Annotated in this window: 8 protein-coding genes; 7 read left to right on the plus strand and 1 reads right to left on the minus strand. The window is 67.2% G+C overall.

Translation table 11 applies throughout. The annotated features are described in order from the left end of the window. Both VAE53_RS09805 and trmD read left to right on the plus strand, forming a co-directional pair. Positions 1–438, plus strand: a 438-nt coding sequence (locus VAE53_RS09805; RefSeq protein ID WP_322819196.1) for a MogA/MoaB family molybdenum cofactor biosynthesis protein, incomplete at its 5' end; no start/stop codon positions are given. A gap of 42 nt (positions 439–480) precedes the next feature. Further along, entirely contained in the window at positions 481–1,299 is an 819-nt protein-coding gene (trmD, locus tag VAE53_RS09810; RefSeq protein ID WP_322819197.1) for a tRNA (guanosine(37)-N1)-methyltransferase TrmD, read from the plus strand. Here trmD and VAE53_RS09815 read toward each other — a convergent pair. Beyond that, a complete protein-coding gene (locus tag VAE53_RS09815) occupies positions 1,189–1,692 on the minus strand; it encodes a hypothetical protein (RefSeq protein WP_322819198.1) in 504 nt (167 codons plus the stop codon). The genes trmD and VAE53_RS09815 overlap by 111 nt on opposite strands. 71 nt (positions 1,693–1,763) lie before the next feature. Here VAE53_RS09815 and VAE53_RS09820 point away from each other — a divergent pair, with 71 nt between their 5' ends. The 5 genes from VAE53_RS09820 to VAE53_RS09840 form a co-directional block, all read left to right on the plus strand. Continuing rightward, positions 1,764–2,372 (plus strand): helix-turn-helix domain-containing protein, encoded by a 609-nt coding sequence (locus VAE53_RS09820; protein ID WP_322819199.1) that lies wholly within the window; start codon positions 1,764–1,766, stop codon positions 2,370–2,372. After that, positions 2,369–3,472: an ABC transporter permease gene (locus VAE53_RS09825; protein WP_322819200.1), complete on the plus strand. Its 1,104-nt coding sequence runs from the start codon at positions 2,369–2,371 to the stop codon at positions 3,470–3,472. The genes VAE53_RS09820 and VAE53_RS09825 overlap by 4 nt, the downstream gene beginning before the upstream one ends. 32 nt (positions 3,473–3,504) lie before the next feature. After that, positions 3,505–4,200 carry an ABC transporter ATP-binding protein gene (locus VAE53_RS09830; RefSeq protein ID WP_322819201.1) on the plus strand — a complete coding sequence of 232 codons (696 nt, stop codon included), beginning with the start codon at positions 3,505–3,507 and terminating at the stop codon, positions 4,198–4,200. A gap of 59 nt (positions 4,201–4,259) precedes the next feature. Continuing rightward, positions 4,260–5,345, plus strand: a complete 1,086-nt coding sequence (locus VAE53_RS09835; protein ID WP_322819202.1) for an MraY family glycosyltransferase — start codon at positions 4,260–4,262, stop codon at positions 5,343–5,345. 197 nt (positions 5,346–5,542) lie between these two features. Next, positions 5,543–6,196: DUF3524 domain-containing protein (locus VAE53_RS09840; protein ID WP_322819203.1), on the plus strand; the 654-nt coding region annotated here is incomplete at its 3' end.

Genomic DNA, 6,196 nt, shown 5'->3' on the forward strand with positions numbered 1-6,196 from the left:
CTGGGGGGGCCGCTGATTGCGGAGATGGTGGGTGCGGCGGGGCATGTGGTGGTGGCTCGGGCGGTGGTGCCGGACGAGCGGGAGCGGATTGCGGAGGTGTTGCGGGGGTGGGCGGATGGGGCGCTGGCGGACGTGGTGGTTTCGACGGGCGGGACGGGGCTGACGCCGAGGGATGTGACGCCGGAGGCGACGTTGGATGTGGCGGAACGGGAGGTGCGGGGTATCGAGGTGGCGTTGGTGGTGAATGGTTTGCGGCACACGCCGTTCGCGGCGCTGACGCGGGGCAGGGCGGTGACGCGGGGGCGGACGTTGATCGTGAATCTGCCGGGGAATCCGAAGGCGGTGCGTGAGGGGATGGAGGTTTTGCTCCCGCTGCTGGACCATGTGGTGGAGTTGTTGGCGGGGCCGGTGGACCACGGGGCGGGGGCCGGGGGGTAGCGGGGTTGCGGGGCGGGTCGGGATGGGGGATTGTGGGAAGGGATGCGTATCGATGTGTTGACGCTGTTCCCTGAGGCGTTCCGTGGGCCGCTGGATGTTTCGATCGTGAGGCGGGCGCGGGATGCGGGCCTTTTGGAGCTTTTTGTTCATGATATTCGCGAGCACGCGACGGATCGGCATCGGACGGTGGACGATTATCCGTTCGGGGGTGGGCAGGGGATGGTGATGCGGGTGGACGTTTTGGATCGGGCGCTGGGCTTCGTTCGGGAGCTGGCGGTGGAGCGCGGGCTGGTGGTGTATTTGACGCCGGCGGGGGAGCGGCTGACGGACCGGGTGGTGCGGGAGCTGGCGGCGGAGCCGCGGCTGATTCTGGTCTGCGGGAGGTACGAGGGGGTGGACGAGCGGTTCGTGGAACACTGCGTGGACCGGGAGATTTCGATCGGTGACTACGTTTTGACGGGCGGTGAGCTGCCGGCGATGGTGCTGATCGATGCGGTGTCGCGTCATCTTCCGGGGGCGTTGGGGGATGCGGCTTCGCCGGTGGAGGAGTCGTTCGCGGATGGGCTGCTGGAGCATCCGCAGTACACGCGACCGGCGGAGTACCGGGGCTGGAGGGTGCCGGAGGTGTTGCTGAGCGGGCACCACGCGAGGATCGAGGCTTGGCGGCGGGAGCAGCGCGTGAAGCGGACGCGGGAGCGACGGCCGGACTTGTTGGTGGAGCGAGCGGCCGGGGGATGGGCGGAGCGGCCTTCAGGTGCGATGGAGGATTTCGAGGAACGAGCGGTTGGAGAGGGCGCCGGGACGGGCGGCACGAATGCGGGCGATGGCGGTGTCGGCATCGAGGCCGAGCTGACGGAGTAGGAGTGCGGTGAGGAGGCCGCTCCGGTTCATGCCGTGGGTGCACATGATGTAGACGGCGGTGGGCGAGGTGGCGGGGTCGGTGATGGCGGCGGCGAGGAGCTCGACGGTGGGGAGGATGTGACGGGTGGGGAGGGCGTGGGCCTCGAGGTCGGCGAAGACGCAGGGGATATGGAGGGCTGCGGTTTGGCGGTAGGGTTGGGGCATATCGCCGGCGCAATCGACGAGCCAGGCGGTGGCGAGTGCTGTGGGCTGGAGGGGTTGGCCGAGAAGGCTGTGGGCACCGCCCATCCAGATGGCGGCGTGGAGCGTGGCGATGGCGCCTGGGGGAGCGACGAGGGAGGCGCGGGGAGGCAGGGTGGTGGACGTCGGTTGGAGATGGGGCTCCTGGAGCACGGGGTGATGGTACTGGGGAATGGTGGGGCGGGATACTTGTAAGTAAGTACTCACATGATAGGCTGGGTGGCGTGGACGCGGCGAGGGAACGGTTGCTCCGGGCGGCGCGCGAGGTGTTCGACGAGGAGGGGTTTCGCGGGGCGACGACGCGGCGGATTGCGGCGCGGGCGGGGGTGAACGAGGTGACGCTTTTCCGGCATTTCGCGAGCAAGGAGGAGCTGATCGGGGCGGCGCTGGAGTGGGGCCACGGGGAGGCGATGGCGCGGCTGGGGGCGGCGGCGCTGCCGGTGATCCCTCGGGACTTGGACGGGGATCTTCGCCCGTTTCTACGGTCGGTGTTGCGGGCGTTCGCAGCTTCGAACCGAGGGGTGCGCACTGCGATGGCGGAGTGGGAGCACCTGCCTTCGTTTCGCGGATGGCTGCTCGGTCCGAGCGAGGCGGTGGCGGCGGAGCTTGGGCGGTACTTGGTGGCTGCGCAGGCGGCTGGGCTGATGCGCGGGGAGGTCGACGCGCTGGCGGTGACGCATGTGTTGTTGGCGACGCTTTTTTGGCACGGTCTGATGCCTTCGATGCTGCCGGAGCGCTTCGCGGGCGGCGCGGAGGTCTCGATGGAACGGTGCATCGATGTGGTGATCGATGCGATTCGACGTCCCCCGGAAGGGGAGGAGGTTGGCTCGTGATCGGTTTTCTGGAGATTCGGCGACGGAAGCTGCAGTTCGCGCTGATCGGGGTGATCGTGGCGCTGATCAGCTATTTGGTGTTGATGATCAATGGACTGGGGGTGGGGCTGAACGAGCAGGCGGGCCGGGCGCTGCGTAATTTCGATGCGGATGCGATTGCGTACTCGGACCGTGCTGGGTTGAGTGTGATCCGTTCGGAGCTGAGCGCGGAGACGTTGGAGCGGGTTCGGACGGAATCGGGGGCGCGAGAGTCGGCTGCGCTCGGGTATATGGCGGTGAATTACCGGCGGGACGATGGGCGGGTGAAGTCGGCGGCGGTGCTGGGGTTCGACCCGGGCACGATCGGGGCGCCGCCGGTGACGGCCGGACGGGGCCTGACGCCCGAGGATGGGAATGCTCTCTTGGCGGATCGCCAGTTCTTGAAGGCGTCTGGTCTGAGGGTGGGGGATTCGGTGCGTTTGAGTGTGCGGCTGCAGGAGCGGGAATTCACGATCGTTGGGGAGCTGAACGAGGGGGCGTTCTTTTTCCAGCCTTCGGTGTACATGCTGCGGAGTACGTGGCAGGAGATGAAGTACGGGAGGGTGGATGCGACGACGCCGGTCGCTTCGGTGGTGCTGCTGAAGGGTGACGGACTGGCGGGGAAGCGTGGGGAGGGCTGGGAGGCGGTTTCGAAGGGGACGGCGTTCGCGAATATCGAGGGGGTTTCGGGGCAGCAGTCGACGGTGCAGGCGCTGCGGGTTTTTGGATATCTGATCGGCGGGCTGGTGATCGGGGTGTTCTTCTATGTGTTGACGATCCAGAAGACGCCGCAGATCGGGGTGTTGAAGGCGGTGGGCGCGACTTCGGGGTTCATCTTCCGGCAGTTGCTGATTCAGGCTTTGCTCATCGGCCTGGGGGGTGTGGTGGTGGCGGTGCCGCTGGCGTGGCTGACGAACGAGGGGATCAAGCAGGCGCCGGACCCGGTGCCGATTGCGTTCACGACGGGGACGTTCGTGACGACGAGTGTGTTGTTGCTGGCGATGGCTCTTGTCGGGGTGCTGTTCTCGGGACGGCAGGTCGCGAAGGTGGACCCGATCATTGCGCTGGGGCAGCAGCAGTAGGCCGTGTCGGGGTGAAGAAAAGGAGGTTTCGGGTGAGTGTTCGATTGGCGGTCGAGAGCTTGGAGAAGGTGTACGGCGAGGGCGAGCGGGCGGTGCATGCGGTGCGGGGGGTGAGTTTCGCGACGGAGCCTGGCGAGTTCGTGGCGATCGTGGGTCCGAGCGGTTCGGGGAAGACGACGATGCTGGCGATGATTGGGGGATTGCTGACGCCGACGCGTGGTTCGATTTTGGTGAATGGGACGGACATTGCGCGGCTGCGGGGCAAGGCGTTGGCGGAGTATCGAAGGCGGCGTGTGGGGTTCGTGTTCCAGGCGAACAATTTGCTGCCGTTTCTGACGGCGCGGGAGAATTTGCTCGTGATGGCGCGGATCAATGGTTCGGATATGCGGGCGGCGAAGGCGCGTGCGGACCAGTTGTTGGAGGAGCTGGGGCTGACGCCGCGGCGGGATGCGCTGGCGACGGAGCTGAGCGGTGGGGAACGGCAACGGGTGGCGATTGCGCGTGCGTTGATGAACGATCCGGAGCTGGTGTTGGTCGATGAACCGACGGCGAGTCTGGATTCGGCACGTGGGAAGCAGGTGGTGCAATCGCTGATTGCGGAGGTGAAGGGGCGGGACAAGCTGGGGTTGATGGTGACGCACGATTTGGCGATGGCGGAGATGGCGGACCGCGTTCTGGAGATGCACGACGGGCTGGTGGTGGCGCATGCGGTGAGCACGCGGGGCTGACCGCGAGGCATGGGGGGCGTACCATGCGCGCATGGCGTCGCTGATGCCGGTGATGACGCGTGTGGCTTGAGCTCGGGACGGCGGCGGCGGCGTTCGCGGTGGCGCTGCCGCTGACGTGGGTGCTGCGGCTGCCGACGAAGCGCGGGCGGCGGGGGGAGGCGATGCCACGCGTTGGCGGGCTGAGCATTCTGGCGGGGTTCGTGGCGGCGCCGTTCATGATGGCGCTGTTTTCGGAGCAGGCGCGGGAGTTCGTGAACGGGGACCTGGAGCAGTTTTTGGTGCTGGGCGTGTGCGGCGGCATTGTTTGTGCGATGGGCGCCCGGGATGACTTTCGCGATCTGGATTGGCGGTTCAAGCTGGGGACGCACGTGCTGGCTGCGCTGGCGTTGTACGCCTCGGGGATTCGGGTGGAGCGGATGACGCTGCCGGGTGGGGAGGCGGTTGCGTTGGGGCCGTTGGACCCGGTGGTGACGGTGGGGTGGGTGGTGCTGGTGACGAATGCGGTGAATCTGGTGGATGGGCGGGACGGGGTGGCGGCTGGGATGGCGGCGATGGTATCGGGGACGTTGTCGTTCATTGCGTGGGATCTGGGCCACAACTTGATCGCGATGTTGTTCGCGGCGTTGTTCGGCGCTTCGCTGGGCTTTTTGCCGTTCAACATTGGGCGGGCGCGGCGATTTCTGGGCGATTCGGGGGCGTATTTTTTGGGGTTCACGATCGCGGGGCTGAGCGTGGCGGGTGCGCTGGACGAGACGGGCCGGGTGCCGCTGTACATCCCGCTGGTGGCGCTCGGTTTGCCGGTGCTGGATACGGTGGTGGCGTTTCTCCGGCGGTTTCTAGATGGGCGGCACCCGATGCATGCGGACTTCGACCATTTTCACGATCGGATCGAGCGGATGTTCGGGCTTGCCGGGGTGAGGGTGACGTTGGCGGTGTATGCGCTGACTGCGGTGTTCTGCGGGGGTGCGTTGCTTGCGCACGCTTGGTACAAGAGTGTCGGCTCGGCGGTGGTGAGTGGGGCGGTGGTGGCATTCGGGGTGGGGCTGGTGCTGGTGCTTGGGTATGGGCGGACGATGTGGAATTCGGCGCGGGTGTTGGCTTGGCGCGGGCGTTCGCCGGAGCCGGGCCGGAGCGAGGCGCCGTGAGCGTGGTGGTCCCTGTGGTTCGGACGCTGGCGGGAGTCAACCTAGGAATGACCTGGGGGGAGGGGAGAGCGTGGGGAGGGGTGCGGTGGTTGCGGGCTGGTGGCCTCGGGCGTGGGCATGGGGATGTGTGGGTGGAGCGGGGGGAGATGGGGACGGCGGGCCGGGGGCTGGTTCGGATGGGGTAGGTGTGACGGGGGATGCGGCGCGGGCTTTTTCTGCAGCCTTTCGACGGGGGTAGCCATCGGGCGTTTCTCGATGGGCTGATTCGGCACACGCGGTGTGACTGGACGGTGTTGCGGCTGCCTGCCGGGGAGTGGCGGAAGCGGATGCGACGGGGGGCCGAGGAGCTGGCGGCGCAGTTGGCGGGGGTATCGGGGACGTTCGATTTCGTGGTCGCGACGGACTTGGTGGATTTGGCGGAGTTTCTCGCGTTGACGCGGCGGCGGCTTGGCGGGGTGCCGGCGATGGTCTATTTCCACGAGAATCAGGTGACGTATCCGCGGTTGCGGGGCACGAAGTTCAATTCGTGGTTCGGGCAGGTGAATTACCGGAGCGCGCTGGCGGCGGACGTGGTGGCCTTCAATTCGGCGTTCCACCGGGTGGACTTTTTGGGGGCCTTGGGGGAGCTGGCGCGGGAACCGAACAACTGGCTGACGGTGGAGGGTATCGAGGCGATTCGGGCGCGGAGTGTGGTGTTGCCGGTGGGGGTGGAGCTGGATTGGATTGGCGAGGCGGAGGAGCGTGAGGCGGGGCCCCGGCGGTTGTTGTGGAACCACCGATGGGAGTTCGACAAGTCGCCGGACCTGTTCGTCCGGGTGGTGCGACACTTGGCCGGGGAGGGTGTGCCGTTC

It is taken from the genome of Tepidiforma sp. (assembly GCF_034432735.1).
Lineage (GTDB): Bacteria > Chloroflexota > Dehalococcoidia > Tepidiformales > Tepidiformaceae > Tepidiforma.